The organism is Agromyces chromiiresistens (genome assembly GCF_029167465.1).
GTDB classification, from domain to species: domain Bacteria; phylum Actinomycetota; class Actinomycetes; order Actinomycetales; family Microbacteriaceae; genus Agromyces; species Agromyces chromiiresistens.
Window position 1 is genome coordinate 767,125 of the sequence record NZ_JARFNL010000001.1, and the last position, 24,651, is coordinate 791,775.

A 24,651-nucleotide genomic window follows, 5' to 3' on the forward strand; every position below is an offset into this window, starting at 1 on the left:
CAACCGGAGCATCGACAGTCCGAAGGCGCTCGCCGGACCGGCGTCCGTCTCGACGATCGCACTGGGGGCGGCGATGCTCGGCGCGCTCGGGCTCGTCGTGTTCGCTGCGGTGAACATCGCGTTCGAGGCGACGGACCACTTCGCCGGCGGACCACTGGCGGCCTACGCCTCCGGTCTGGCCTTCATGAACTGGCTGGTCGTGGGTCTCAAGCTGTTCGGGGCGGTCGTCCTGGTGCTCTCGGTGCTCCCGCGGACGGCCGCGCGTGCATCGAACACGATGACGCTGCTGCTGTGGGGAGCCTTCGGAGCCTTCGCCATCTATGCACTCGGCACGATCGGCGAAGCCGCCGCGCTCGCGACCGGGATCACCGGAAGTCCCGACGAGATCGATGCGGCCGGCGTCGTCTACCTGCTGGGCGCGGTGTTCTTCGCAACCAGCTTCGGGGTCGTCGCGATCTCGCACGCGCGGCGCACGCGCTGGCGACCGGTCCCGATCGTGGCCGGCCTCCTCGGCGCGCCGGTCCTGCTCGCCGGCATCCTGGTGCTCGCGCCGATGCTGCTGGTCGCCGTGGGCGTCATGCCACCGTTCTAGATCGGGGCGCGGTCCGGTGCGCACGCTGTTCCTCTCAGCCGGCGGAGTATCGCCCGGGTAGGGTTGAGTGGTGACCCAGGAGATCGAGATCGGCCGCTCTAAGCGGGGCCGGCGAGTGTATGCGTTCGACGACATCGCGATCGTGCCGAGCCGGCGCACGCGCGACCCCGAAGACGTATCGGTCGCATGGTCGATCGACGCCTACCAGTTCGACATCCCGTTCCTCGCCGCGCCGATGGACTCGGTGGTCTCGCCGCAGACCGCGATCATGATGGGCCAGCTCGGCGGCCTCGGCGTGCTCGACCTCGAAGGCCTGTGGACCCGCTACGACGATCCCGCACCGGTCCTCGCCGAGATCCGCAACCTCCCGGCCGACCGCGCCACCGAGCGAATGCAGCAGCTCTACGCCGAGCCGATCAAGCCCGAACTCGTGACCGAGCGCCTCGCCGAGATCCGCGCGGCAGGGGTGACCGTCGCCGGCGCCCTCTCGCCGCAGCGCACGCAGGAGCTCTACGAGACCGTCGTCGCCGCCGGCGTCGACCTGTTCGTCATCCGCGGCACGACCGTCTCGGCCGAGCACGTGTCGAAGAACCAGGAGCCGCTGAACCTCAAGAAGTTCATCTACGAGCTCGACGTGCCCGTCATCGTCGGCGGTGCGGCGACGTACACCGCGGCGCTCCACCTCATGCGCACGGGTGCCGCCGGCGTGCTCGTCGGCTTCGGCGGCGGCGCCGCCTCGACGACGCGCACGACGCTCGGCATCCACGCGCCCATGGCCACGGCCGTCGCGGATGTCGCGGGCGCTCGCCGCGACTACCTCGACGAGTCGGGCGGCCGCTACGTGCACGTCATCGCCGACGGCGGCGTCGGCACCGCCGGCGACATCGTGAAGGCCGTCGCCTGCGGCGCCGACGCGGTCATGCTCGGCGCGGCGCTCGCGCGCGCCACCGACGCGCCCGGCGGCGGCTACCACTGGGGTGCGGAGGCGCACCACGCGAAGCTCCCGCGCGGCCGTCGCGTGCAGGTCGGGCAGGTCGCCCCGCTCGAAGAGGTGCTCTACGGGCCCGCGCCGGCCGCCGACGGCACCGCGAACCTCGTCGGTGCGCTCAAGAAGTCGATGGCGACGACCGGTTACTCCGACCTGAAGGAGTTCCAGCGCGTCGAGGTCGTCGTCGAGCCGTATCTCGGGTCGTAGTTCCAGCGGGGCTGAGTTCGAACGGTCGTCGTCGAGCCGTATCTCGGGTCGTAGTTCCAGCGGGGCTGAGTTCGAACGGGCCGTCGTCCTCGCACGGCCGGGCTCGAAGCAGCCATCGTGACCCGCCGCAAGAGGCTTACCCATCCGCGGTCGCTCGGGTAGCGTGGAAACGGATCACGCGGCCGAGCCACGAGGCCGCGGGGATGGGGTGGCACGATGGCGCAGCTCAAGTCGGTGACGCGTTCGCAGAAGCTCGGACCGGAGGAACGCGACGCCGCGATCGCGCGACTCAAGGAGAAAGAGCTCGACGTGCTCGTCGTCGGCGGCGGCATCGTCGGCACCGGCGCGGCGCTCGACGCCGTCACGCGCGGGCTCTCGACCGGCCTCCTCGAGGCCCGCGACTGGGCCTCGGGCACCTCGAGCCGGTCGTCGAAGCTCGTGCACGGCGGCATCCGCTACCTCGAACAGCTCGACTTCCGCCTCGTGCGCGAGGCGCTCATCGAGCGAGGGCTGCTGCTGCAGCGCATCGCGCCGCACCTCGTCAAGCCCGTGCGCTTCCTCTACCCGCTCCAGAAGCGCGTGTTCGAGCGGTTCTACGTCGGCGCCGGCATGATGCTCTACGACGTCTTCAGCTACACCGGAGGGCGCCCGCCCGGGGTGCCCCATCACCGGCACCTGTCGAAACGGCAGGTGATGCGCGCCATCCCGTCGCTCTCGAAGGACGCACTCGTCGGCGGCCTGACCTACTACGACGCTCAGGTCGACGACGCCCGCTACGTCGCATCGCTCGCCCGGACGGCGAGCTTCTACGGCGCGCACGTCGCGAGCCGGGTCAAGGTCGAGGGCTTCATCAAGGTCGGCGAGCGGGTCGTCGGCGTGAAGGCGCACGACCTGCAGACCGACGAGCACTTCGAGGTGCGCGCGAAGCAGGTCGTGAACGCGACGGGCGTGTGGACCGACGACACCCAGCGCATGGTGGGCGAGCGCGGCACCTTCAAGGTGCGCGCGTCCAAGGGCATCCACCTCGTCGTGCCCCGTGACCGCATCCAGTCGGCGATGGGCATGATCTTCCGCACCGAGAAGAGCGTGCTCTTCGTGATCCCGTGGGGTCGGCACTGGCTCATCGGCACCACCGACACCGACTGGAACCTCGACAAGGCGCACCCCGCGGCGACCGCCGCCGACATCGACTACCTGCTCGAGCACGTCAACCGCGTGCTCGCGATCCCGCTCACCCGCGAAGACGTCGAGGGCGTCTACGCCGGGCTGCGGCCGCTGCTCGCCGGTGAGAGCGAGCAGACGTCGAAGCTGTCGCGCGAGCACCTCGTGGCGCACACCGTGCCCGGGCTCGTCGTCATCGCGGGCGGAAAGTGGACCACCTACCGAGTCATGGCGAAGGATGCGATCGACGCCGCCGTCGACGCGCTCGACGGCAAGGTGCCGGCGTCGACCACGCAGGACATCCCGCTGCTCGGCGCCGAGGGCTACCAGGCGGCGTGGAACAAGCGCGGCAAGATCGCGCGGGCGTTCGGCGTGCACAAGGTGCGCATCGAGCACCTGCTGAACCGCTACGGCACCCTGACCGACGAGCTCCTCGACCTCATCCGCGCCGACCCCGAGCTCGGTGAGGCACTGCCCGGTGCCGACGACTACCTCGCCGCCGAGGTGGTCTACGCCGCCTCGCACGAGGGGGCGCTGCACCTCGACGACGTGCTCGCACGTCGTACCCGCATCTCGATCGAGTCGTGGGACCGCGGAGTGTCGGCAGCGCCGGTCGCGGCGAGGCTCATGGGCCGGGTGCTCGGCTGGGACGAGGCGCGCGAGACGCTCGAGGTCGAGCGCTACCTGCAGCGGGTCGCCGCAGAGCGCGCGTCGCAGGAGCAGCCCGACGACGAGTCCGCCGACCGGGTGCGGCTCGAGGCGCCCGACATCGTGAAGGTGGACTGAACAGGGAGGCCGGTGGTCTCGACACGGCGCTGCGCGCCGACTCGACCGGCCGCTGGCCGAACGACCTCCCAGCCGCGCGCCGGTAGGCTTGTCCATCGTGTCCGCCGACTCACGCCGCGCCGTCGTGCGCATGATGCTGCGCCCGCGCTGGATCGCCGCGCTCGTCGCCGCGCTCGCCGTCGCCGCAGGGTTCGCCCTGCTCGGCCAGTGGCAGATCGAGCGGGCCGTCGAGCAGGCGGTCGTCATCGAACGGCCGACCGAGCAGGTGATGCCCTTCGACGGCATCGCCGAGCCCGACTCGCCGACGCGGCAGGCGGTCACCGCGCAGCGCGTCGAGGTCACCGGCACCTACGTGCCGGGCGACACGGTGATCGTCGAGGGGCGCCTGAACGACGGCGTCCTGGGGTACTGGGCGGTCGCCCACCTCGAGGTCGCGGAGGCGCCGGCCGGAGGCCTCCCCATCGCGCTGGGCTGGGCGGCCGACGAGCCGACCGTGCGAGCCGCGATCGACGAGTTCGAGGCCGGGCTCGACGGCAGCACGCGGGTGAGCGTCGTCGGCCGGTTCCTGCCGACCGAGGCGCCGGTGCCGCCCGACACCGACGACGACCCGTTCGCGATGAACACCGTCGCGGTCGCGCAGCTCATCAACCTGTGGGCCGACTACGACGACCGGCCCGTCTACTTCGGCTACGTCACGGCCTCCGACCCCGTCGCGGGACTCGACGCGATCTCGTCGCCTCCGCCCGAGCAGACCACCGAGCTCAACTGGCTCAACGTGTTCTACGCGGTCGAGTGGGTCGTGTTCGCGGGCTTTGCGATCTACCTCTGGTACCGGCTCGTGCGCGACGCCGTCGAGCGCGAGCGCGACGAGGCGGAGGCCGCCGCGGACGCGACCTCCGCACCTGCGTCGGCCGCGGGGGCGCCCGGCGACGACTGATCGTCCGTCGGGAAGCGCGGCCGCTCACGCCCCGAACGCCGCCGCGAACTCGGGCGACGGCTCGATCTCGGTGATGACGTCGACGAGCACGCCGCCGGGGTCGCGCACGATCACGTGCCGCTGGCCGAACGGCTCGCTGCGCAGCTCCTGCACGATCGGCACGCCGGATGCCTCGAGCCGGGCCGCGATCGCGTCGACGTCGTCGACCTCGAGGTTGACGAGCACGCCGCGGGCCGTCACGCCGTAGCCGGCGGGGACCGACTCGTGCGCGGGGTCGAGCAGCGCGAGCTCGTGTCCTGAGCCGGGGTGTCGGAGGCTCACGTACCAGCCTGACTCGAAGGCGTTCTCGAAGCCGAAGTGATCGCGGTAGAAGCGGGCGCTCGCCGCGACATCCGCGGAGCAGAGCACGGGATAGCAGCTGTGCAGCATGGGTTCCCCTGACGATCGAAAGATGCATACAGACTGTATGTATGTGTAATGATGGGTGACGTACAGTGTGCATGTCAACCGGGAGGCGACGTGGCGACGAAGGCCGAGCAGCGCGACCGCACGCGCAGCGAGATCGTGCGCCTCGCGACCGCCCGATTCGCCGTCGACGGCTACGCGGGGGTGGCCCTCGAAGACCTGATGGCCGAGGCGGGCCTCACTCGCGGGGCGCTCTACCACCACTTCGGCAGCAAGCGCGGCCTCTTCCAGGCGGTGGTCGAGCATGCGCAACTCGGCGTCGCCCGCGCCGTCGAGCAGGCGGCCACCGGTCACGACGACGTGCTCGACGACTTCCTCGCCGGCTGCCGCGCATTCCTCGAGGCGAGCCTCGCGCCCGAGGTGCGGCGCATCCTGCTCATCGAGGGGCCGGCCGTGCTCGGCTGGGGCGAATGGCGCGAGGGCGACCTCGAGTCGAGCGTGCGCCTGCTCGACGAGGGCGTCGCCGAACTCGCCGAGGCGGGCGTCATCGACGACCGGTCGCTCGACACGGTCGCGACGATGCTCTCGGGGGCGCTCAACGAGGTCGCGATCGCGAACGCGGCCGCGCCCGACCCGGCCCGCGGCATCGACGACGCGGTCGCCATGCTGCGCCGGTTCGTGCTGAGCCTGCGCCCAGCCGACGCCACGTAGACTGTGTTCATGCCCCTCGAGCCCAAACTCGCCGATCTGCCGCGCATTCGCGGGGCGCTGAAGTTCTACCAGGTGGCCTCGGTCATCACGGGCGTCATGCTGCTGCTGCTCTGCGCCGAGATGCTCGTGAAGTACGTCTGGCACTACGAGCTCTTCGCGTTCGGCCCGAACGGCGTGCTCTCGCTCGAGCCCGTGCTCGAGACGGCCTCGGGGCTCGAGTCGACCGGGCAGGGCGTGAACCTCTCGACCGGCATCCTCATCGCGCACGGCTGGTTCTACGTCGTCTACCTGTTCAGCGACTTCAGGCTGTGGAGCCTGATGCGCTGGCCGTTCACGCGGTTCATCGTCATCGCCCTCGGCGGCGTCATCCCGTTCCTCTCGTTCTTCCTCGAGGCGCGTATCGGGCGCGAGGTGCGTGCGTACCTCGACCGGCGCGAAGCCGACGCCGCGGCCGGCGACGACGCCGGCGCGGCGGGCGGCACCAGCCCCGAGGCGTCCGACCCCACCCCCGACTCCGTGGAGGCCCAGCAGTGACCGACCAGCAGACCGAGCAGCGGCCCGTTCTCGTCGTCGACTTCGGCGCGCAGTACGCGCAGCTGATCGCGCGGCGCGTGCGCGAGGCATCCGTCTATTCCGAGATCGTGCCGCACACGATCTCGGCCGACGAGGTGCGCGCCAAGAACCCGATCGGCATCGTGCTCTCGGGCGGACCCAGCTCGGTGTACGAGCAGGGCGCCCCTCAGCTCGACGAGACGATCCTCGAGCTCGGCGTGCCCACCCTCGGCATCTGCTACGGCTTCCAGGTGATGGCGCGGCACTTCGGCGGCGAGGTCGCCGAGACCGGCGCCCGCGAGTACGGCGCGACCGCCGCGACGGTGACGGATGCCTCGGGCAACGCGCTCCTCGTCGACCAGCCGGCCGCGCAGACCGTGTGGATGAGCCACGGCGACTCGGTCGCCCGCGCGCCCGAGGGCTTCGAAGTGCTCGCCTCGACCGAGTCGACCCCGGTCGCCGCGTTCGCGAACGACGAGCGCAAGCTCTACGGCGTGCAGTGGCACCCCGAGGTGAAGCACTCGCCGTTCGGCCAGGGCATCATCGAGAACTTCCTGCACCGCGCCGCCGGCATCCCCGCCGAGTGGAACTCGGGCAACGTCATCGCCGAGCAGGTCGCCCGCATCCGCGAGCAGGTCGGCGACGCCCGCGTCATCTCGGCGCTCTCGGGCGGCGTCGACTCGGCCGTGTCGACCGCACTCGTGCAGCGCGCCGTCGGCGACCAGCTGACCGCGGTCTTCGTCGACCACGGGCTGCTGCGCAAGGGCGAGCGCGAGCAGGTGCAGAACGACTACGTCGCCGCGACCGGCGTGCGCCTCGTCACGATCGACGCCGAAGCGACCTTCCTCGACGCGCTCGCCGGGGTCACCGACCCCGAGGAGAAGCGCAAGATCATCGGTCGCGAGTTCATCCGCGCGTTCGAGGCCGCCGAGCGCGACCTCATCGCCGAGGCCGCCGCCGACGGCAAGCCGATCAAGTTCCTCGTACAGGGCACGCTGTATCCCGACGTCGTCGAGTCGGGCGGCGGCTCGGGCACCGCGAACATCAAGAGCCACCACAACGTCGGCGGCCTCCCCGAAGACCTGCAGTTCGAGCTCGTCGAACCGCTGCGCACCCTCTTCAAAGACGAGGTGCGCGCGATCGGCCGCGAACTCGGGCTTCCCGAGGCGATCGTCGGCCGCCAGCCGTTCCCCGGCCCCGGCCTCGGCATCCGCATCGTCGGCGAGGTCACCCGCGACCGGCTCGAGCTGCTGCGCGACGCCGACGCGATCGCCCGCGAAGAGCTCACGAAGGCCGGTCTCGACGGCGAGATCTGGCAGTGCCCGGTCGTGCTGCTCGCCGACGTCCGCTCGGTCGGCGTGCAGGGCGACGGCCGCACCTACGGCCACCCGATCGTGCTGCGCCCGGTCTCGTCGGAGGATGCGATGACCGCCGACTGGACCCGACTGCCCTACGACGTGCTCGCTCGCATCTCGAACCGCATCACCAACGAGGTGCGCGAGGTCAACCGCGTCGTGCTCGACGTCACCTCGAAGCCGCCGGGGACCATCGAGTGGGAGTGATCGCTCCCGTCCCCGTCGTGCTGCGACGGGGTGCGCGAAGGGCGCCGGCCGTGTGGCCGGCGCCCTTCGGCGTTCACGGGGAGTGCGGCAGACTGGCCGCATGGGAGTCGTCGAGAACAGCAAGCTCACCGTCGTCGGCGCGGGGGCGGTCGGATCGAGCCTCGCCTACGCCGCGCTCATCAGGGATTCGGCAGCCGAGATCGTGCTCTACGACATCGCCGCCGAGAAGGTCGAGGCCGAGGTGCTCGACCTCGCGCACGGCACCCAGTTCACCCGGGCACGGGTCACGGGCGGTGCCGACGTGTCCGTCGTCGAGGGATCGCACGTCATCGTCGTCACCGCCGGGGCGAAACAGGCTCCGGGCCAGAGCCGCATGGATCTCGCCGCGACGAACGTCGGCATTCTCGAGCGGCTGCTGCCCGCCCTCCTCGAGCGGGCGCCGGACGCCGTCGTCGTGCTCGTGACGAACCCGGTCGACGTGCTCACGGTCGCGGCGCAGCGCATCACCGGGCTCCCTGTCGAGCGCGTGTTCGGATCGGGCACGGTGCTCGACACCTCGCGACTGCGCTGGCGGCTCGCCGAGCGGGCGGGCGTGTCGACGTCGAGCGTGCACGCCAACATCGTCGGCGAGCACGGCGACACCGAGTTCCCGCTGTGGTCGGAGGCGCGCATCGGTCCGGTCCCGATCCTCGACTGGGAGGGCGGTCGACGGTTCACCGCCGAGGAGCTCGACGGCATCGCGCGGGAGGTGCGCGATGCCGCCTACACGGTGATCCGCGGCAAGGGGGCGACGAACTACGCCATCGGGCTGACCGGTGCCCGCATCGTCGAGGCCGTGCTGCGCGACGAGCACGCCGTGCTGCCGGTGAGCACGGTGCACGGTCCGGAGATCCCCGAGCTCGAGGGGGTCGCGTTGTCGCTGCCGAGCGTCGTCGACGGCGAGGGCGCGCGCCCGATCGTCGGCACCCCGTTCTCCGATCGCGAGCGGGCGCAGCTCGCGGCATCCGCCGAGGCGATCCGAGCTGCCGCGTCGGCCTTCGGGTACTGAGCGCCGGAAACGCCGAACGGCCGCCCGAGGGCGGCCGTTCGGGTCTCGATACGGCGCTGCGCGCCCACTCGACCGGCGAGGAGCCTAGTCGCGCGCGATCGCGAGCATGCGCAGGATCTCGAGGTAGAGCCAGATGACGGTGACCATGATGCCGAAGACGCCGGTCCACTCGTACTTCTTCGGAGCGCGGTTGCGCACGCCCTGCTGGATGAAGTCGAAGTCGAGCACGAGCGAGTAGGCCGCCATGATCACGACGAGCACGCCGATGATGAGGCCCCACTCGATACCGAAGATGGGGCTCGGCATGGAGCGCACGTCGCCCACCACGCCGAAGAGCTGGAGGCCCCAGGTGACGAGCGAGAACACGAGGTAGCCCACCATCGCGATGAGGAACACCTTCGTCGCACGCTTCGACGCCCGGATCTTGCCGGAGGCGAACAGCGCGAGCGTCACGCCGAACACGACGAGCGTTGCGATGACGGCCTGAGCCACGATGCCGCCGCCGTACATCATCTCGTACCAGGCCGAGATGCCGCCGACGAAGACGCCCTGAACGCCCGCGTACGCGAGGATCAGCGCGGCCGACGGCTCGCGCTTGAAGACGTTGACCATCGCGAGCACGAAGCCGACGATGCCGGCGCCGATCCAGAGGAACGGCACACTCTCGACGGTGAGCCAGCCGATCGCTGCACCGACGAGCAGCAGGCCGAAGCCGGCGACCGACTTCGCGAGCGTCGACTCGACCGTCATCGTCTCGCCGGCGGGCGGCGTCGCGGGCTGGTTGTACATCTCCTGCAGCTGCTGGGCCGAGATGTCCTGCGATGCGGCCACGGCTCCCTGCTGCGAGAAGGCGGAGTTCCGCGAGAATGCGGGGTTGTCGAGAGCCATGGGTTCCTCTGCTTTCGGCTGTCGTCGGATGCGGGGGATCGGCGACCGGATGCGGCATCCGCGCCGGTTAACAAACCTACCCGAGTTGTTCGAGACAACGCCGAGAGTTCCCGCGGAATTCCGGGCCGCGCGCACGGCCGCTGGCTACGCTGGGCAGATGCAGCACGACCTGGCCGGGCGCCCCCTCGTCATCGGGCACCGCGGTGCGCCGGGCTACCGGCCGGAGCACACCCGTTCGGCCTACGAGCTCGCATTCGCGCTCGGCGCCGACGCGGTCGAGCCCGACATCGTGTCGACCCGCGACGGCGTGCTCGTGCTGCGCCACGAGAACGAGATCTCGGGCACCACGGATGTCGCGTCGAGGCCCGAGTTCGCGGGCCGGCGCACGACGCGCGAGGTCGACGGCGCCCCGCTCACCGGCTGGTTCACGGAGGACTTCACGTGGGCCGAGCTCGCCACGCTGCGCGCCCGCGAACGGCTCGGCTCGCTGCGTCCCGCGAGCGCGAGCTTCGACGGGCGGTACCCGGTCATCAGGCTGCGCGACCTGTTCGGCCTGATCGACACCGCCGCCGACGAGCAGCGCCGTCTCATCCGCATGGTCGCCGAGTTCAAGCACGCCGCCCACTTCGCCGCGCTCGGGTTGCCGCTCGACGAGCTCTTCGCGGCCGAGCTCGAGGCCGCGGGCTGGGGGAGGGGCGACGAACGGCTCATCATGGAGGCGTTCGAGCCGACCCTGCTCGAGCGGCTCGCGGCCCGAGGCATCCGGGGCAAGCGGGTCGCGCTCATCGAGAACACCGGCAGCCCATGGGACCTCGTGCTCGCACAGGGCCGGCATGCCCCACGCTACGACGCGTTCCTCACCGCCGACGGCCTGCGCGGGCTCGCCGGCCGGTTCGACGGCGTGAGCGTCGGCAAGGGCCGCCTGGTGGGCGCGCCGCCGAAGCGCGCGAAGGATGCCTCGGCGCCGCCCCTGCGTGGGGCGGCGCTCGTCGTCGCGGCCCATGCGGCGGGGCTCGAGGTCTACACGTGGACGCTGCGACCCGAGAACCGATTCCTCGTACCGGCGAACCGGAAGGGTTCCACTCGAGCCGGTTACGGCGACTGGGCGACCGAGTTCGCCGACGTGCTCGCGACCGGGGTCGACGGCATCTTCGTCGACCACCCAGATCTGGGCGTCGAGGCGCGCGCGGACTTCGTGAGGCCGGTCGAGTAGCGACGAAGGAGCGTACCGAGACCACGTCCGCGGCATGGTCTCGATACGGCGCTTCGCGCCTGCACGACCGACGGGCGGCGTGGTTTCGAGACGGGCGCCGCTTCCCGACGGCGAACCTCATGTCGGGGGCCGCGCCTAGACTTGAAGGCGACATGACGCTGATCCTCGACCCCGACGACCCGGCCGGCTGGCGCGAGGCGCCGCCCGCACGTTCCGCCGACGCATCCGGCCCCGGTTCCCGCCTCACCGACGGGCTCAACCCGCAGCAGAAAGAGGCCGTCGAGTACCGCGGACCGGCCCTGCTCATCGTCGCCGGAGCGGGGTCGGGCAAGACCCGCGTGCTCACCCACCGCCTCGCGCACCTCATCGAGACGCGCGAGGCGTGGCCGAGCCAGATCCTCGCGATCACCTTCACGAACAAGGCCGCAGCCGAGATGCGCGAGCGCGTGCAGGCGCTGCTCGGCGACAGCGCATCGGGCATGTGGATCTCGACGTTCCACTCGGCGTGCGTGCGCATCCTGCGCCGCGAGGCCCAGTCGCTCGGCCTCTCGTCGACGTTCACGATCTACGACTCGGCCGACCAGCGCACGATCCTCAAGCGCATCATCAAGCAGCTCGACGCCGACACGATGGGCTTCACGCCCGCGAGCGCGCAGGCGAAGATCTCGAAGCTCAAGAACGAGCTCGCCGACGTCGAGACGCACGCGCGGAACGCGAACATGAACGACCCGCAAGAGGTCATGTTCCTCGAGATCTTCCGTCAGTACACGCGGCGCCTGCGCGAGGCATCCGCCCTCGATTTCGACGACCTGATCGCCGAGACCGTGTATCTCTTCCGTGCCTTCCCGAAGGTGGCCGCGCTGTACCAGCGCCGGTTCCGGCACATCCTCGTCGACGAGTACCAAGACACGAACCACGCGCAGTACGCACTGATCCGCGAGCTGACGCGGCCGATCGAGCCGGCCGTCGTGCGCGAGCTCGACGAGCACGGCATCCTGGTGCGGGGCCTCGTGGATGCCTCGGGGTCGATCCCGGGCGCGAGCCTGACCGTCGTCGGCGACTCCGACCAGTCGATCTACGCGTTCCGCGGCGCCGACATCCGCAACATCGTCGAGTTCGAGCGCGACTTCCCGGGCGCTCGGGTCGTGCTGCTCGAGCAGAACTACCGGTCGACGCAGAACATCCTGTCGGCGGCGAACGCGGTCATCTCGAACAACTTCGACCGCAAAGACAAGAAACTCTGGACGGCCGACGGAGACGGCGACCAGATCGTCGGGTACACGGGCTACACCGCGCACGACGAGGCGCAGTTCGTCGCCGACGAGATCGAGGCGCTGCACCGTGACGGCATCGCCTACCGCGACATCGCCGTGTTCTACCGCACCAACGCGCAGACGCGTGCGCTGGAGGAGATCTTCGTGCGGTCGGCGCTGCCGTACCGGGTCGTCGGCGGCACCAAGTTCTACGAGCGCGCCGAGATCAAAGACGCGATGGCCTACCTCATCTCGGTCGCCAACCCGCTCGACGAGCTCGCGCTGCGGCGGATCCTCAACACGCCGAAGCGGGGCATCGGCCCGGCCACCGAGACCGCGATCGCGACCTTCGCCGAGCAGAACGAGGTGAGCTTCCGCGAGGCGATGCGCGCGGCCGGCGGCCTCGGGCTCGGGCCGAAGGTGACGGGCGCGATCCTCGCGCTCGCCGACGTGCTCGACGAGGCGGCGGCCATGCTCGCCGCGCCCGGCGGGTCGACCGACGCCGAGGGCGACCCGACCGCGGGCGCCTCGGCCGGGGCCGCGACGGGCGTCTCCGGCACCAAGGTCTCCGACGTGCTCGTCTTCCTCATGGAGCGGTCCGGCCTGCTCGAGGCCCTCCGCAACAGCCGCGACCCGCAAGACGAGACGCGCGCCGAGAACGTCGAAGAGCTCGTGGCGCAGACCCGTGACTTCGACCGCGAGAACCCGGGGGCGACGCTCGTCGACTTCCTCACGCAGGTGTCGCTCGTCGCCGCGGCCGACGAGCTCGACGACGCCTCGGGCACGGTCTCGCTCATGACGCTGCACACCGCGAAGGGGCTCGAGTACCACGCGGTGTTCCTCACCGGCATCGAAGAGGGACTGCTGCCGCACCAGATGTCGGCCTCCGAGCCGGGCGGTCCTGCCGAGGAGCGACGCCTGTTCTACGTCGGCATCACGCGGGCGCGCAAGCGCCTCTACCTCTCGCTCGCGATGAGCCGGGCGCAGTTCGGCGAGGTCGCCGTGGCGATGCCGAGCCGCTACCTGCAGGAGATCCCCGAGGGGCTCATCGACTGGCGGCAGTCGCCGGGCATGGCCACGAGCCGGGGCGGAACCCAGCCGCGCGCACTCAACGCACGTCGCGACGGCGGCGCCTGGGGCACTCGTGATCGCGATCTCGAGCGGTTCAGCGTCACACGCTCGGCCAAGCCGAAGGCCGAGTGGGCGAACAAGGTCACCGGCACGGTTCGCGACAACGGCGACCTGACCCTCGAGGCGGGCGACCGCATCCGCCACGCCGACTTCGGCGAGGGCAAGGTGACCCAGGTCACGGGCGAGGGCACGAAGAAGATCGCGCACGTCTCGTTCGACCGCGCGGGTCAGAAGAAGCTGCTCATCAAGATCGCGCCGATCGAGAAGCTCTGAGGCCCGCCCGCATGTCCTGGCCGACCCGTTCGTCGCGCACCGTCTACGAGAACCGGTGGATCCGGGTGGTCGAAGAGGAGGTCGTCCGGCCCGACGGCGAGGCCGGCATCTACGGCGTCGTCGAGCTGGCGCACCCGGCGGCGTTCGTCGTCGCCGTCACCGACGCCGACGAGGTGCTGCTCGTCACGGTCGACCGCCACACCGTCGGCACGAGCGTCGAGGTGCCGGCCGGCGGCACCGACGGCGAAGACCCGCTCGTCGCTGCGCGACGAGAACTCGCGGAGGAGACCGGGTACGAGGCAGTCGAGTGGCGTGAGATCGGTCGCATGACCGCGCTCAACGGCATCGCCCGCGCCGTCGAGCACGTGTTCCTCGCCACGGGGCTGCGCCGCCCCCGCGCTTCCGACGACGGCAGCGTCTCCCAGGCCTCGCACGCGACGCGGCTCGAGGAGGGCATCACCGGCGTGCGGGCGGTGCCGTGGCCCGAGGTCATGCGCATGGTGCGCGAGGGCGAGATCACCGACGGCGAGACCAACGCCGCGCTGGGCTTCGCGGCGCTCGAGCTCGGCCGCCTGGCGTGAGTCGAGTGCTCGCGACCCTCTCAAGGTGGTGGCGTTCGGCACGCGCGCTCGACCTCGAAGTGGCATTGCGCGCAGCCGTCGCCGCGGCGGTGCCGCTCGCCATCCTCGTCGCGGTCGGCCGCATCGACTGGGCGTCGTACGCGGCGTTCGGCGGCATGGTCGCCATCTTCGGCCGAAGCGAACCGTACGGCATCCGGTTGCGCACGGTGACCGCGGCGGCAGCCGCGCAGCTCATCGCGACCGGGCTCGGCATCCTGCTCGCGGCCTCGGGTGCGCAGCCCGCCGCACAGGCCGGAGCCCTCGTGCTCGTCGTCGGCACGGTGATCGTCGGCTTCAACCTGCTCGGTGTGACGCCCTCGACGCCGCTCTTCGCGGTGTTCGGCCTGCTCGTGTGCGCGGCCCAGCCCGTCGACGACGGAACGGGCTGGCAGCGATGGGGCGTGGCATGGGCCGCGGCCGGTTTCGCGTGGCTGCTCGCGATGTCGGGCTGGCTGCTGCGCCGGCTCGCCGGCGATCGTGCCCGCCGCGCCTTCAAACCTCTGCCACGTCGCACGCCGACCCGCCTGCGCGGATACGCCGACCCCAGGCTGTGGCTCAACGTCGCGCAGAACGCGCTCGCCGCGCTCGCCGCGGGCGGCATCGCCGCCGCGCTCGGACTCGGCCACCCGTACTGGGCCGTGGTGAGCGCGATCGCGGTCATCCCGCCCGCCCGGGCCGCGCACACGATCTCCCGCGCGGTGCACCGCGTGCTCGGCACGATCGCGGGCGTCGCGGCGACGGCGCTCGTGCTGTGGCCGGAGCCGTCGGTCTGGGTGCTGGTCGCCGTCGTGGCGGTGTGCCAGTTCGGGGCGGAGGTGCTCGTCACCCGCCACTACGGCACCGCGCTCGTGTTCGTCACCCCGATGGCGCTGACGGTCGCCCACCTCGCTTCGCCCGTGCCGGTCGCGACCCTCATCGGCGATCGCGTCGTCGAGACGCTGCTCGGCGCCGCCGTCGGCGTCATCGCGGTGCTCGCGGCCCGCCGGTTCGTCGAGGCGGTGCCGATGCCGCCGCCGACGACCGCGACGCCGAGCGTCGGCCCGCACGGTCCGCCGAGCGGATGACCGGGATCCGCGTGCTCGACCTCCCAGCCCGCGCATAGCGAACTCACCGCCCCGCGATAGCTCGGCGGCGCACGATATGGCCATGGCATTCCTCGTGCATGACGCCCGGCACCTCGAGCGGCCCTCGCGCCGACTCGTGGACCGCGCCGCGCGGGGCACGAGGCGACTGTGGCGCGTCGACGTGCTGCAGGCGCTCGCGGTGGCGTCGGTCGCCGTCGCGATCGCACTGTTCCTCGCCGACGGCGGGGCGACCCGCTTCGCTGATCCGGGTGCGGCGCTCACCTCGCTCGGCATCATCGCCGGGCTCGTCGCGACCGACCTCGTGCTCGTGATGCTGCTGCTCGCGGCGCGGGTACCGCTCATCGAGCGCGCGGTCGGGCACGACGCCGCGATGGCGCTGCACGGCCGGCTCGGCAAGCCCGTGCTGTACCTGCTGGTCGCCCACGGCATGCTGCTCGTCGCGGGATACACCGCCGCCGACGGCATCGACGTCGTCGCGGAGGTCGTGACGATCTGGAACCTGCCCGACCTCCCGCTCGCGATGCTCGGTTTCGCGCTGTTCGTCGTGGTCGTCGTCACTTCGCTCGTCACAGTGCGCCGGCGCCTGCGCTACGAGGTCTGGCAGCTCGTGCACCTGCTGTCGTACGCCGCCGTGCTGGCTGCGCTGCCGCACCAGTTCAGCGTCGGTGGACTCTTCGTCGAGGGCGGTTGGCAGCGCTGGTACTGGCTCGTCTTCGCCGTGGGCAGCTTCGCCGCGATCGTCGTGTTCCGGGTCGTGGTGCCGATCGCGACGTCGATGCGGCACCGGCTCGTCGTCGAGTCGGTCGTGCCCGTCGGCCGCCCGATCGACGGGGTGTTCTCGATCACGATGCGGGGGCGTCGGCTCGAGACGCTCGCGGCCTCGGGCGGGCAGTTCTTCATCTGGCGCTTCCTCGTCGGGGGCCAGTGGTGGCAGGCGCACCCGTACTCGCTCTCGGCCGTGCCGCACAGCGACCGGCTGAGGATCACCGTCAGGGCGCTCGGGGACGGCTCGTCGTCGCTCGCCCGCATCGCGCCCGGCACCCGGGTCGCCCTCGAGGGGCCGTACGGCATCTTCAGCGAGGCCGCGCGCACCCGTGACCGCATCGCCCTCGTCGGGGCGGGCATCGGGGTCACGCCCATCCGTTCGCTCCTCGAGCAGGCGACGTTCCGGCCGGGGGAGGCGACGGTCGTGCTTCGTACCACCGCACCCGGCGACGGCTGGCTGCTCGACGAGGTCGCCGACCTCTGCCGGTCGCGCGGCGCCACGCTCCTCACCGTTCCCGGGCCGCGCGGCCGCGGCTGGCTGCCGGATGCTGCCGAGCGCGAGGGGCTCGGCCTCGCCGCGCTCGTTCCGGCAGTCGCCGACAGTGACCTCTACGTCTGCGGCCCGCGCGGCTGGGCCGAGCAGCTGATCGCCGAGGCACGTGCGGTGGGCCTCGCACCCGAGCAGATCCATCACGAGAGGTTCGACTGGTGAGACGACGCGCGGTCCTCCTGGCCTCGGCGGCGTCGGCCGCCGCGATCCTCGGTGGCTGGCAGCTCGGCGAGGTGGCGACCGACGGTCTGACCGCGACCGGCACGCCGACGGTGACGAACGCGTCCGCGGGCTCGGCCGACGACGGAACCGGTGGAAGCTCGGGCTCGGGATCGGGTTCCGTCGACTTCAACGCCCTGACGCCGAAGGGCACGACCTCCGGGACCGGCGGCACGGATGCGGGCGGCACCGGCGCAGTCGCGACCACCGTCGACGGCACCTTTGAGGGCCCGACCGTCTCGACCCGCTTCGGCGACGTGCAGGTGCAGGTCACGATCGCGGGCGGGGCGATCTCCGACGTGACGGCGCTGCAGCTCACCGACCACGACGGCCGCAGCGTGCAGATCAGCAATCGCGCCGAGCCGGTGCTGCGCTCCGAGGTGCTGCAGGCGCAATCGGCATCGGTCTCGCTCGTGAGCGGTGCGACCTACACGAGTGCCGCCTACCTGCAGTCGTTGCAGTCGGCGCTCGACGCGGCGGGTTTCCCAGGATGACGACCGTGCCGCCCACGATGAAGCTGCCGCCGGGGGCGTTCGCCGCGATGGGCACGGTCGTCAGCGTGCGGCCGGGCACCTCAGCCGTCGGCGACCGCGATGCGTCTGCGTCACCGCCGCTCGACGACCAGGGGGCGCTCGGCCTGGTCGCCGACGTCTTCGCCCGCTGGGAGCGCCGGTTCAGCCGCTACGAGGCGGGCTCCGAGCTGGGCCGGGTCGCGCGCGGCGAGCTCGCGCTGCCCGAGGCGAGCGCAGAACTCCGTGCGGTGTACGCCCGGGCGCTCGCGTGGCGCGCCCGCACCGACGGGTGCTTCACGCCGCACCGGGCCGACGGCGTCATCGACCTCGACGGCATCGTGAAGGCGCTCGCCGTCGAAGACGCGGGCGACGCCCTCGACGCCGCGGGCCGCACGGGCTGGGCGCTCGACGCGGGTGGCGACATCCTCATCGCCGAGGGGTCGACGGTGCGGGTCGGCGTCGCCGACCCGCAAGACCGCAGCCGCCTGCTCGCCGGATTCGACCTCGACGGGGCGCGCCGCCGCGCGCTCGCGACCTCGGGCAGCGCCGAGCGCGGCGATCACATCTGGACGACCGCGGCGCTCGAGCACACCCCGTTCGTGCAGGTGAGCGTCGCCGCAGCCGACCTCGTGACCGCCGACGTGCTCGCCACCGCGATCGTCGCGGGCGGGTACGCCGCCCTCGACGAGCTCGCCGAGCGATTCGACGTCGACGTGCTCGTCGTGGGGCACGGGCGCGAACTGCGTGCGACGCCAGGATGGCCGCGGGCCGGCGAGGCGCGGGCCGACTGAACGGGCCGGAAGGCCCGGGTATCAGGGCAGCGCCGGCCGCAGCTCCCGTGAGAACGGTTCGTCGGGCTTCACTGGGCGAGCCGGGCGTCAGACCACGCCGCCGAGCAGCCCGCCGATGACCCACGTCACCACGAGCGCGAGCGCCCCGCCGATGACGACCCGCAGCACCGCCTTGCCGCGCGGGGCACCGCCGATCCAGGCCGAGAGCCAGCCGGTGATCGCGAGCGCCACCACGACCGCGACGAACGTCGTCGCGATGCGCCACTCGGGCGGCGGCAGCAGGATCGCGAGCATCGGCAGCACCGCGCCCACGAGGAACGACAGGGCCGACGCCCCGGCGGCGTGCCACGGGTTCACGACGTCGTCGGCCGAGATGTGCAGCTCCGCCTCGAGATGGGCCGCGAGCGCATCGTGCGCGGTGAGCTCGCGGGCCACCCGGTCGGCGGTCTCCTCCGAAAGGCCCTTGGCGCGATAGATGCCGACGAGTTCGGCGAGCTCCTGCTCGGGCATCTCGGCGAGCTCGCGGGTCTCCTTCGCGATGAGCGCGTGCTCGGTGTCGCGCTGGGTCGACACCGAGACGTACTCGCCGAGGCCCATCGAGATGGCTCCCGCGACGACCGACGCGATGCCTGCGACGAGGATCGCGCCGAGGTCGGTCGTTGCGGCTGCGACGCCGACGACGAGCGCGGCGACCGAGATGATGCCGTCGTTCGCGCCGAGCACACCCGCGCGCAGCCAGTTGAGCTTCTCGTGCACCTTCGGGTCGTGCGGGTCGTCGCCGTGCGCGGGTTCGATCGAGGCATCCGTCATGTCGGCAGTCTTGCAGCGGTCGCCCGGCGCCGCCAGCGTGGCGAGGCTCGCCTCACCCCGGTGCGCCGGGTCGGGGAAGCCGTGCGATGAGCGCCATCGCGTCGAAGGGGGCGCGGACCTTCACGTCGTTGTCGAAGAAGAGGTACGCGTCGCGGCCGGCGTCGAGCTGCGTGCGCGCCCAGTCGGCCCAGCGGTCGAGCGCCTCGTCGTCGTAGCCGGAGGCGTAGAGCTCCTCCTCGCCGTGCAGCCGGGCGTACGCGAAGTCGGCAGTGACGCGATCGATCCGCGGGTACCGGCCGGCCGTGTCCGCGACGACGCTCGCCACGCGGTGCGCGGCGAGCAGGTCGGCCCATTCGTCGCCGGCCGCTTCGAACGACGGATGGCGCACCTCGACCGCGTGCCGGAGCGGCGCCTCCTCGCCGGCGCGGTAGGAGGCCCGGCCGCGCATCCGGTCGTCGTGCCGGGCGGCGAGGCGCGACGCCGCCGACCGCGTCGCAGGCAGCGAGCCGAGGAACCGCTCGAGCAGTCCGCGGTCGTAGGGAAGGGTCGGCGGCAGTTGCCAGAGGATCGGACCGAGCTTCGCGCCGAGGTCGAGCACACCCGAGGCGAAGAAGTTCGCGAGCGGTGCGTCCGACTCGTGCAGTCGCTTGATGTGCGTGATGAACCGCGGCCCCTTGACGGCGAACACGAAACCGTCGGGAACGGTGTCGCGCCAGCGCGCCCAGCTCGGCGGCCGCTGCAGCGCGTAGAACGAGCCGTTGAGCTCGATCGCCGACATGCGGTCGGCGGCGTACGCGAGCTCGTCGGCCTGCCGGAGTCCGGCCGGGTAGAACTCCCGGCGCCAGCGCGGGTACACCCATCCCGAGATGCCGATCCGCACCTCCGGATGCCGCGTTCCACCGCCGCCGCGCGCCACCCCGCCAGTCTCGCGAAGCGCGCCCGCGCCGCCAAGGGGGTTGCCGTCCGGACACCGAGACACCGAGGCATCCCGCCCGATTCTCGGCCCGCCGAGGCGGGGAGTAGCATGGTAGTCGGCCCACTTGTCTTGACGTCGAGATGTTTTTCGTCGCCCTCCGGGCCGAAACCCACCAGCCCCTGTGCGCGATCGCGCGTGCGGACCGATTGGAAGTAGAGCGTGGATCTTTACGAGTACCAGGCCAGAGACCTGTTCGAGCAGTACGGGGTCCCGGTGCTCCCGGGCATCGTCGCCGACACCCCCGACGAGGTGCGTGCGGCGGCCGAGAAGCTCGGCGGCGTCGTCGTGGTCAAGGCCCAGGTGAAGACGGGCGGCCGCGGCAAGGCCGGCGGCGTCAAGGTCGCGAAGAACCCCGACGAGGCGTACGAGGCGGCCAAGGCCATCCTCGGCCTCGACATCAAGGGCCACGTCGTCAAGCGCGTCATGGTCGCCGGCGGCGCCCGCATCGCGCAGGAGTTCTACTTCTCGGTGCTGCTCGACCGCGCCAATCGCTCCTACCTCTCGCTCACGAGCGTCGAGGGCGGCATGGAGATCGAGCAGCTCGCCGTCGAGAAGCCCGAGGCGCTCGCGCGCATCGAGGTCGACCCGATCGCGGGCGTGACGCTCGAGAAGGCGAAGGAGATCGCGGTCGCCGCGAACTTCCCGGCCGAGCTCGTCGACAAGGTCGCCGACGTCTTCGTGAAGCTCTACGAGGTCTACACGGGCGAGGATGCGACGCTCGTCGAGGTCAACCCGCTCATCCTCGACGAAGACGGCAACGTCATCGCCCTCGACGGCAAGGTCTCGCTCGACGAGAACGCCGAGTTCCGTCACGCGAACCACGCCCTCCTCGAGGACAAGGCCGCGGCCGACCCGCTCGAGGCCGCCGCGAAGGCCCTCGACCTCAACTACGTCAAGCTCGACGGCGAGGTCGGCATCATCGGCAACGGCGCGGGCCTCGTCATGTCGACGCTCGACGTCGTCGCCTACGCCGGTGAGAACCACGGCAACGTCAAGCCCGCGAACTTCCTCGACATCGGCGGCGGCGCCTCGGCCGAGGTCATGGCCAACGGCCTCGGCATCATCCTCGGCGACCCGCAGGTCAAGAGCGTGTTCGTCAACGTCTTCGGCGGCATCACCGCGTGCGACCAGGTCGCCAAGGGCATCGTCGGCGCGCTCGCCGAGCTCGGCTCGGCCGCGAACAAGCCGCTCGTCGTGCGCCTCGACGGCAACAACGTCGTCGAGGGCCGCCGCATCCTCGAAGAGGCCGCGCACCCGCTGGTGACGCTCGCCGAGAACATGGACCAGGGCGCCGACAAGGCCGCCGAGCTGGCGAACGCGTAAGGGACTCACAGAGAAATGACGATCTTCCTCAACAAGGACTCCAAGGTCATCGTCCAGGGCATCACCGGCGGCGAGGGCTCGAAGCACACCGCGCGCATGCTCGCGGCCGGCACCCAGGTGGTCGGCGGCGTGAACGCCCGCAAGGCCGGCACCACGGTGCTGCACACGGATGCCTCCGGCAACGCCGTCGAGCTCCCCGTCTTCGCCACCGTGGCCGAGGCCATGGCCTCCACCGGCGCCGACGTCTCGATCGCGTTCGTGCCTCCGGCCTTCACGAAGGACGCCGTCGTCGAGGCGATCGACGCCGAGATCCCCCTGCTCGTCATCATCACCGAGGGCGTGCCCGTGCAGGACTCGGCCGAGTTCTGGGCCTACGCCAAGGAGAAGGGCGGCACGACCCGCATCATCGGGCCGAACTGCCCCGGCATCATCAGCCCCGGTGAGTCGCTCGTCGGCATCACCCCGGCGAACATCACCGGCAAGGGCCCGATCGGCCTCGTGTCGAAGTCGGGCACGCTCACGTACCAGATGATGTACGAGCTGCGCGACCTCGGCTTCTCGACCGCGATCGGCATCGGTGGCGACCCCATCATCGGCACGACGCACATCGACGCGCTCGCCGCGTTCGAGGCCGACCCCGAGACCAAGGCGATCGTCATGATCGGCGAGATCGGCGGCGACGCCGAAGAGCGCGCGGCCGACTTCATCAAGGCGAACGTCACGAAGCCGGTCGTCGGCTACGTCGCGGGCTTCACCGCGCCCGAGGGCAAGACGATGGGCCACGCCGGCGCGATCGTCTCGGGCTCGGCGGGCACCGCGCAGGCGAAGAAGGAGGCCCTCGAGGCCGCCGGCGTCAAGGTCGGCAAGACCCCGAGCGAGACGGCGCAGCTCCTCCGCGAGGTCTACGCCGCGCTGGGCGCGTAGGGCCGACGCCGAGGCATCCCGGCCGGATCGACAGAACCCCGCAGACCGATGGTCTGCGGGGTTCTGCGTTCGGCGGGGCGAATCGGGGGGACGCACCCGCCGGGTCGGTTACCTCATTTCGGTTACATGGCCTCCGATCACGGATCGATGACGACCGTGCACACGTAGGTGCCCGGGTCGAGGTCGTGCAGCGTCACACTGCCGTCGCCGTCACCGCTCGTGAGGGGCAGGTCGGGGTCATCGGCGCTGGGTTCGCAGTCGACGCTCGAGAACGTTCCGCCATCGACCAACGAGTCCACCGAGACGGTGAGGTCGGTCAGCGGGATGTTCTCGAAGGAGACGGTCGCGGCCGCACCGACATCGGAGCAGTCGTTCGCGCTCGTCGCCACCGCGGCGAGTTGCGAGATGTCCCCGTCGACGCGCTCGCCGGCCGGCTCCGTCTCAGTGACGGTGTACGTGCCGGCGAAGGCGCTCACGAGCAGGTCCGGCACGCAGGCGGTGCCGTCCGGTCCCGTCGTGGCCTCGATCGGGGTGACGATTCCACCACCGGTGACGGTGAACGTGACGCCGGCTTCAGGGTGCTGTTCACCCAGGCCCGAAGCAGCGTGCTTGTGCGTCTTCTCGATCAGGATCGCGCCCGTGTTCCGCTCGTTGTGGAACGTGCACGTGATGTCCTCACCGGGGTCGACCACGATCGTCGCCGGGTTCGCTCCGTCGTCATCGTCACACGTCGAGCTGACGAGGTGCCAGTTGGCGGGAACGGTCTCGGCGACGTCGTAGGTACCGGGAACGAGGTCGTCGAACAGCCTCGAATCCTTGCCCGCGTCACCGGGTCCGGTCGTCGTCAGCGTGAATGGCGACGGCGCGAGCGTGCTCGACGTGAAGTCGAACGCCCCATCGCCGCTGTCGGTGATCTTCGCGACCGTGATCGATCCGCGCGCCTTGTTGTAGTACGTGCAGTCGACCGTGTCCTCCGCGCTGTCGAGGTTGAAGGTGATCTCGGTTCCACTCGTCGTGACATTCGCCCCGTCAGTGCTGAGGCTACAGTCGATGTGGTCGAAATCCCACCCGTCGGGAAGGTCGGACTCGGTCACGTGGCCGGTCACGCCGATCGGCACCTTCGTGAACTCGATCGATTCGTCGTCGCTCAGCGTGAAGCTGCTCGATGCCGGTTCGCTCGAGAAGTCACCCTCGTAGCCGAAGTCGGCGGTCGCGCCGTCGGGATCGGTCTGCTTCGTGATCTTCACGCCGCCACACGTCGGGAAGTTGGTATCGATCGGGGCGATGAAGTCCTTCAGCGCTGCCGTGAACGAGTCGGAGGACCGGCTCTTCAGGTAGGCGCTGCCGAACGTCGCGCATTCGTCGAGGGTGCTGGCGAGCGCCGTGAAGTCGAGCGACGCCTCCCCGAAGGTGCGTGCCGAGATCGAGCCGAGTCCGTCGGCGTTGCCGCTCGTGATCGCGGTCGTGTTGATCGACCCGGTCGCGAGCCCCTGGGCGGTGAAGTTGACCTTCGTGGACCAGCACGGCAGGCTCCCCGCCTCGCAGGCGTTGAGCGGTGGCGCCTCGAAAGCGGTGAGCCATCTCGACACCGAGAGCTGGGGGTTGGTGCCGCCGTTCGACAGGTCGTACTGGATCAGCACGTCGCCGGGCGTCCGTTGAGGCGTGACGCCGTTGCCCGAGTCGATGCTCGACTGGTTGAACTCGAAGTCCATGTTCGTCGTGCCGGTCGGATCCTGGACGCGATGCCAGAACAGGTGCAGGTACTGGTGTCCGCCCGCAGTCGTCTCGAGGTAGAACCCGAAGTTCTTGAGGTCGCTCTTGTTCGGCGGGATTCCGCCGGTGACGACCGAGGGAACCTCGGTGTCCTCCTTCGTGCCCTGACCGAACGAGTTGTCGTTCTTCGGGTTGGTGATGTCGGACGTCCGCTCCTCGGTGACGGTCGCCCAGTCGAGGTTGCCGGCGTGGTCGACGACCAGGTTCGCGTTGGTGTCGATCTCGAAGGAGCTCGTGCCGAACGGGACGTGGCTCGCATAGGCCGGCGAAATCGCGAGGCCGGCGAGCACGAGCCCGCCGACGGCGGCCACGGCGATCAGCGGGGAGCGCCGACGTCGCCGGCGCACGGGTGGGGTGGGACAGATCTCGGGTTGGTTGCGCAGTGGCATCGTCGCCTCCGGGTTCGCGCAGCGTCGTCCGGTCCGGGCGGACCGGACGGTCCTCCGCGGGGCGATGGGTTGCGAGGCGGCTGTGCGCGGGCGTGGCAGGGCGTGCGGGTGAGAGTCGTCGGGCCCGTCGTCGCGGGTAATCGACGGCGGGAATCATCGGACCCGAGGGGGAGTCTCAGGGCTCATTTGAGACGGTACACCGGCCCG

22 protein-coding genes are annotated in these 24,651 nt (G+C 71.1%); 17 read left to right on the forward strand and 5 right to left on the reverse strand.

Annotation, left to right across the window (positions count from 1 at the left end; all coding sequences use genetic code 11):
* Positions 1-73: 73 nt before the first annotated feature.
* The 4 genes from PX701_RS03450 (at position 74) to PX701_RS03465 (ending at position 4,671) form a co-directional block, all read left to right on the forward strand.
* Complete coding sequence (locus PX701_RS03450) at positions 74-592, forward strand: hypothetical protein (protein ID WP_231430139.1); 519 nt, start codon at positions 74-76, stop codon at positions 590-592.
* Positions 593-662: 70 nt separating this feature from the next.
* The gene (locus PX701_RS03455; protein ID WP_231430140.1) at positions 663-1,787 is read left to right on the forward strand and encodes a GuaB3 family IMP dehydrogenase-related protein; all 1,125 of its coding nucleotides are present in this window, start codon (positions 663-665) and stop codon (positions 1,785-1,787) included.
* Between the two features lie 216 nt (positions 1,788-2,003).
* Positions 2,004-3,734: a glycerol-3-phosphate dehydrogenase/oxidase gene (locus tag PX701_RS03460; RefSeq protein ID WP_275505479.1), complete on the forward strand. Its 1,731-nt coding sequence runs from the start codon at positions 2,004-2,006 to the stop codon at positions 3,732-3,734.
* A 97-nt stretch (positions 3,735-3,831) separates the two neighbouring features.
* Entirely contained in the window at positions 3,832-4,671 is an 840-nt protein-coding gene (locus PX701_RS03465; protein ID WP_275505480.1) for an SURF1 family cytochrome oxidase biogenesis protein, read from the forward strand.
* Positions 4,672-4,695: 24 nt separating this feature from the next.
* Here the strand turns inward: PX701_RS03465 and PX701_RS03470 are convergent, their stop codons facing one another.
* Positions 4,696-5,100, reverse strand: coding sequence for a VOC family protein (locus tag PX701_RS03470; RefSeq protein ID WP_275505481.1), 405 nt, complete (start codon positions 5,098-5,100; stop codon positions 4,696-4,698).
* Positions 5,101-5,190: 90 nt separating this feature from the next.
* Between PX701_RS03470 and PX701_RS03475 the strand changes: the two genes are divergently transcribed.
* The 4 genes from PX701_RS03475 (at position 5,191) to PX701_RS03490 (ending at position 8,949) form a co-directional block, all read left to right on the forward strand.
* Entirely contained in the window at positions 5,191-5,787 is a 597-nt protein-coding gene (locus PX701_RS03475) for a TetR/AcrR family transcriptional regulator (protein WP_275505482.1), read from the forward strand.
* Between the two features lie 9 nt (positions 5,788-5,796).
* Positions 5,797-6,321: a DUF3817 domain-containing protein gene (locus PX701_RS03480; protein ID WP_231430145.1), complete on the forward strand. Its 525-nt coding sequence runs from the start codon at positions 5,797-5,799 to the stop codon at positions 6,319-6,321.
* Positions 6,318-7,901, forward strand: coding sequence for a glutamine-hydrolyzing GMP synthase (guaA, locus tag PX701_RS03485; RefSeq protein ID WP_231430146.1), 1,584 nt, complete (start codon positions 6,318-6,320; stop codon positions 7,899-7,901). Before PX701_RS03480 ends, guaA begins: the two co-directional genes overlap by 4 nt.
* 100 nt (positions 7,902-8,001) lie before the next feature.
* A complete protein-coding gene (locus PX701_RS03490) occupies positions 8,002-8,949 on the forward strand; it encodes an L-lactate dehydrogenase (RefSeq protein WP_275505483.1) in 948 nt (315 codons plus the stop codon).
* An 84-nt stretch (positions 8,950-9,033) separates the two neighbouring features.
* Here PX701_RS03490 and PX701_RS03495 read toward each other — a convergent pair whose 3' ends face one another.
* Complete coding sequence (locus PX701_RS03495; protein ID WP_231430150.1) at positions 9,034-9,837, reverse strand: Bax inhibitor-1/YccA family protein; 804 nt, start codon at positions 9,835-9,837, stop codon at positions 9,034-9,036.
* Positions 9,838-9,994: 157 nt separating this feature from the next.
* Between PX701_RS03495 and PX701_RS03500 the strand changes: the two genes are divergently transcribed.
* The 7 genes from PX701_RS03500 to PX701_RS03530 all read left to right on the forward strand — a co-directional run bounded on the left by PX701_RS03500 (position 9,995) and on the right by PX701_RS03530 (position 18,249).
* Complete coding sequence (locus PX701_RS03500) at positions 9,995-11,050, forward strand: glycerophosphodiester phosphodiesterase family protein (RefSeq protein WP_275505484.1); 1,056 nt, start codon at positions 9,995-9,997, stop codon at positions 11,048-11,050.
* Between the two features lie 152 nt (positions 11,051-11,202).
* Positions 11,203-13,707, forward strand: coding sequence for an ATP-dependent helicase (locus PX701_RS03505; RefSeq protein WP_275505485.1), 2,505 nt, complete (start codon positions 11,203-11,205; stop codon positions 13,705-13,707).
* A gap of 11 nt (positions 13,708-13,718) precedes the next feature.
* Complete coding sequence (locus PX701_RS03510) at positions 13,719-14,288, forward strand: NUDIX domain-containing protein (protein ID WP_275505486.1); 570 nt, start codon at positions 13,719-13,721, stop codon at positions 14,286-14,288.
* A gap of 59 nt (positions 14,289-14,347) precedes the next feature.
* A complete protein-coding gene (locus PX701_RS03515) occupies positions 14,348-15,391 on the forward strand; it encodes an FUSC family protein (RefSeq protein ID WP_275505587.1) in 1,044 nt (347 codons plus the stop codon).
* An 82-nt stretch (positions 15,392-15,473) separates the two neighbouring features.
* Entirely contained in the window at positions 15,474-16,889 is a 1,416-nt protein-coding gene (locus tag PX701_RS03520; RefSeq protein WP_275505487.1) for a ferredoxin reductase family protein, read from the forward strand.
* On the forward strand, positions 16,886-17,440 hold the full coding sequence (locus tag PX701_RS03525) for an FMN-binding protein (protein ID WP_275505488.1): 555 nt from the start codon (positions 16,886-16,888) through the stop codon (positions 17,438-17,440). Before PX701_RS03520 ends, PX701_RS03525 begins: the two co-directional genes overlap by 4 nt.
* Before the next feature lie 5 nt (positions 17,441-17,445).
* Entirely contained in the window at positions 17,446-18,249 is an 804-nt protein-coding gene (locus tag PX701_RS03530) for an FAD:protein FMN transferase (protein ID WP_275505489.1), read from the forward strand.
* Positions 18,250-18,336: 87 nt separating this feature from the next.
* Here PX701_RS03530 and PX701_RS03535 read toward each other — a convergent pair whose 3' ends face one another.
* Entirely contained in the window at positions 18,337-19,059 is a 723-nt protein-coding gene (locus PX701_RS03535) for a VIT1/CCC1 transporter family protein (protein ID WP_231430158.1), read from the reverse strand.
* A gap of 52 nt (positions 19,060-19,111) precedes the next feature.
* Positions 19,112-19,975 (reverse strand): DUF72 domain-containing protein, encoded by an 864-nt coding sequence (locus PX701_RS03540; RefSeq protein ID WP_275505490.1) that lies wholly within the window; start codon positions 19,973-19,975, stop codon positions 19,112-19,114.
* A gap of 219 nt (positions 19,976-20,194) precedes the next feature.
* Between PX701_RS03540 and sucC the strand changes: the two genes are divergently transcribed.
* Both sucC and sucD read left to right on the forward strand, forming a co-directional pair.
* On the forward strand, positions 20,195-21,358 hold the full coding sequence (sucC, locus tag PX701_RS03545) for an ADP-forming succinate--CoA ligase subunit beta (protein WP_231430160.1): 1,164 nt from the start codon (positions 20,195-20,197) through the stop codon (positions 21,356-21,358).
* Between the two features lie 15 nt (positions 21,359-21,373).
* Positions 21,374-22,282 carry a succinate--CoA ligase subunit alpha gene (gene sucD / locus PX701_RS03550; RefSeq protein ID WP_231430161.1) on the forward strand — a complete coding sequence of 303 codons (909 nt, stop codon included), beginning with the start codon at positions 21,374-21,376 and terminating at the stop codon, positions 22,280-22,282.
* Positions 22,283-22,419: 137 nt separating this feature from the next.
* On the opposite strand, the gene PX701_RS03555 is transcribed toward sucD, so the two are convergent.
* Positions 22,420-24,366 (reverse strand): MSCRAMM family protein, encoded by a 1,947-nt coding sequence (locus PX701_RS03555; protein WP_275505491.1) that lies wholly within the window; start codon positions 24,364-24,366, stop codon positions 22,420-22,422.
* Positions 24,367-24,651 lie beyond the last annotated feature (285 nt).

What these genes read in the sequence shown, in the direction of transcription:
- PX701_RS03460 (WP_275505479.1), top strand. Translation starts at nt 2,004, where the DNA reads ATGGCGCAGCTCAAGTCGGTGACGCGTTCGCAGAAGCTCGGACCGGAG.
- PX701_RS03490 (WP_275505483.1), top strand. Translation starts at nt 8,002, where the DNA reads ATGGGAGTCGTCGAGAACAGCAAGCTCACCGTCGTCGGCGCGGGGGCG.
- PX701_RS03500 (WP_275505484.1), top strand. Translation starts at nt 9,995, where the DNA reads ATGCAGCACGACCTGGCCGGGCGCCCCCTCGTCATCGGGCACCGCGGT.
- PX701_RS03510 (WP_275505486.1), top strand. Translation starts at nt 13,719, where the DNA reads ATGTCCTGGCCGACCCGTTCGTCGCGCACCGTCTACGAGAACCGGTGG.
- PX701_RS03535 (WP_231430158.1), bottom strand. Translation starts at nt 19,059, where the DNA reads ATGACGGATGCCTCGATCGAACCCGCGCACGGCGACGACCCGCACGAC.
- PX701_RS03520 (WP_275505487.1), top strand. Translation starts at nt 15,474, where the DNA reads ATGGCATTCCTCGTGCATGACGCCCGGCACCTCGAGCGGCCCTCGCGC.
- PX701_RS03505 (WP_275505485.1), top strand. Translation starts at nt 11,203, where the DNA reads ATGACGCTGATCCTCGACCCCGACGACCCGGCCGGCTGGCGCGAGGCG.
- PX701_RS03450 (WP_231430139.1), top strand. Translation starts at nt 74, where the DNA reads ATGCTCGGCGCGCTCGGGCTCGTCGTGTTCGCTGCGGTGAACATCGCG.
- PX701_RS03470 (WP_275505481.1), bottom strand. Translation starts at nt 5,100, where the DNA reads ATGCTGCACAGCTGCTATCCCGTGCTCTGCTCCGCGGATGTCGCGGCG.
- sucD (WP_231430161.1), top strand. Translation starts at nt 21,374, where the DNA reads ATGACGATCTTCCTCAACAAGGACTCCAAGGTCATCGTCCAGGGCATC.
- PX701_RS03495 (WP_231430150.1), bottom strand. Translation starts at nt 9,837, where the DNA reads ATGGCTCTCGACAACCCCGCATTCTCGCGGAACTCCGCCTTCTCGCAG.
- PX701_RS03480 (WP_231430145.1), top strand. Translation starts at nt 5,797, where the DNA reads ATGCCCCTCGAGCCCAAACTCGCCGATCTGCCGCGCATTCGCGGGGCG.